Below are 2,193 nucleotides of genomic sequence, written 5' to 3'. Positions count from 1 at the left end.
ACGTCGTCGTCGGGGCGGTCGAGCGCGCGGCGGTGCTGCACGCCGCGGACTTCGTCACCGCCGCCGCGGGCGGCAGCCGGGTGACGACGCCCGTCGACCGGCTCGGCCGCGTCGACGTCGAGGCGATGACCGCCGCGGTCGCGGCTCCGGGGGTGGCGCTCGCCGCGCTCCAGCACGCCAACGGCGAGGTCGGGACGCTCCAGCCCGTCGGTGCGGTGCACGAGGCGGCGCGGCGCGCCGGCGTGCCGCTCCTCGTCGACGCCGGCGCGTCGCTCGGCCACGTACCCGTGGGCGACGCGTGGGACCTGCTCGCCGCCGACCCGGGCGACTGGGGCGGCCCGGCGGGCGTCGGCGTCCTGGTCACGCGGCGGGGCGTGCGCCGCTCCCCCGACGGGCCGCAGGACGACGACCGCTGGTTCCCCGGCGGCGTCAGCGTCCCGGCGGCGCTGGCGGCGGCGGTGGCCCTGCAGCAGGCGGTCGCCACCGCGGCGGCGGACGACGCCCGCCGGCGGGCGCTCGTGGACCGGGTGCGCTCGGTCGTGCCGCAGCGGGTGCCGGACGTGGCGGTCGTCGGCGATCCCGCGGCCCGCCTCCCCCACGTCGTGACGTTCTCGTGCCTCTACGTCGACGGGGAGGCGCTCGTGACGGCGCTCGACGCGCGGGGGTTCGCCGTCGGGTCGGGCTCCGCGTGCACGTCCAGCACGCTGGAGCCGAGCCACGTGCTCGCGGCGATGGGCGTGCTCACGCAGGGGAACGTGCGGATCGCGCTGCCCGTGGGGGTGTCGGACGCGGACGTGGACGCCTTCCTCGACGTGCTCCCGGACGTGGTCCGTGAGGTCCGTGCCGCCCTCGACGCCGAGGTGTAGCGGCCCGGGCCCGCGGCCCGGGACCCGGCGGACACGACGAGGCCCGGCCCCCGCGCGGCGGGTGCCGGGCCTCGTGGGTCGTGCCGGACGATCAGCTGAACGAGCCGCCGCACGCGCAGGCGCTGCCCGCGTTCGGGTTGTCGATGGTGAATCCCTGCTTCTCGATCGTGTCGGCGAAGTCGATCGTCGCGCCCTCGAGGTACGGCACGCTCATCTTGTCCACGACGACCTCGACGCCGTCGTAGTCGCGCAGCGCGTCGCCGTCGAGCAGGCGCTCGTCGAAGTAGAGCTGGTAGATGAGACCCGAGCAACCGCCGGGCTGCACCGCGACGCGCAGGCGCAGGTCGTCCCGACCCTCGGACTCGAGCAGGCTGCGGACCTTGTCCGCGGCGACCTCGGTGAGGTTGACGCCGTGCGTCGCGGTCTGCGTGGTGTCGGTCATGGTCTCTCCTGGTTGAGCGGGTGGCCGGCCTCGGGGCGGCGCCGTCGGCGGGAACGCCCTCGACGATCGGCAACGCCGTGTCGCTCTCGGTTTGTTCCCGGTGCCAGCGTACGACTCGCGCGCCCGCTCGCGCGCACCCGGGCGGGGCGTGCGGCGGGTCGCGCTCAGCCGGTCCCGGGCGACCACGTCCGGGCGACGCGACGGGTGCGGGCGGCCAGCCGGTCGGCGACCTCCTCGCCGCCCCGGCGGTCGGCGCCGGCGCTCACGGCGTACGCGGCCGTGAGACCCGCCGCCGCCTGCTCGCGGCGGCCCACGAGGACCTCGTCCGCGACGACGACGGTCGGCACACCGTGCACCAGCGCGCGGCGCGCCGCCTCCGCGACGACCGACTCGTCGACGGACCGCCAGTCGAGACGCGTCACGCCGGTGACGACGAGGTCGGCTGACCCGGCGAGCGCGTCGAGGCCGACGGCGTCGGCGACGAGCGCGGAGGCGGGCACGAGCCGACCCCCGAGGACGCCGATCCCGAAGCCGAGCCCGCCGCCGGCGCCCGCACCGGGCGCCGACGTCAGGCGCGAGACGGGGCGTCCGCCCGCCAGCAGGTCCGGCCGCTCGGCGTCCCCGACCGCCTCGACGGCGAGGCGGGCGACGTGCGCGAGCGCGCGCTCGAGCGCCTGCGAGGCCTCGGCCCCCACACCGGGCTCCGAGCCGAGCGTCGCGCTCGCGCCCTGCAGGCCGAGCAGCGGCGTGCCGGTGTCGTAGGCGCCCACGAGCTGGACGCCCGCCAGCGCGTCCCGCAGCGCGCGCAGCCCGCGCAGGTCGTCCTCGTCCGCCGCCCCCAGCGCCGCACCGCCCGAGCGGAGCACCGCTCGCGCGTCGGGCAGG

General features: G+C 78.1%; 3 protein-coding genes. 1 reads left to right on the top strand and 2 read right to left on the bottom strand.

Annotation, left to right across the window (positions count from 1 at the left end):
* The coding region (locus HGCM_RS18095) for a cysteine desulfurase family protein (RefSeq protein WP_040399073.1) at positions 1-866 on the top strand (866 nt) is incomplete at its 5' end.
* A gap of 91 nt (positions 867-957) precedes the next feature.
* Here HGCM_RS18095 and erpA read toward each other — a convergent pair.
* On the bottom strand, positions 958-1,308 hold the full coding sequence (gene erpA / locus HGCM_RS11260) for an iron-sulfur cluster insertion protein ErpA (RefSeq protein WP_019136938.1): 351 nt from the start codon (positions 1,306-1,308) through the stop codon (positions 958-960).
* A 164-nt stretch (positions 1,309-1,472) separates the two neighbouring features.
* Positions 1,473-2,193: glycerate kinase (locus HGCM_RS20470; protein ID WP_040399779.1), on the bottom strand; the 721-nt coding region annotated here is incomplete at its 5' end.

Origin of the sequence: Cellulomonas massiliensis JC225 (assembly GCF_000312005.1) — a bacterium.
GTDB classification, from domain to species: Bacteria; Actinomycetota; Actinomycetes; order Actinomycetales; family Cellulomonadaceae; genus Cellulomonas; species Cellulomonas massiliensis.
This window is presented reverse-complemented; position numbering and strand designations above follow the sequence as displayed.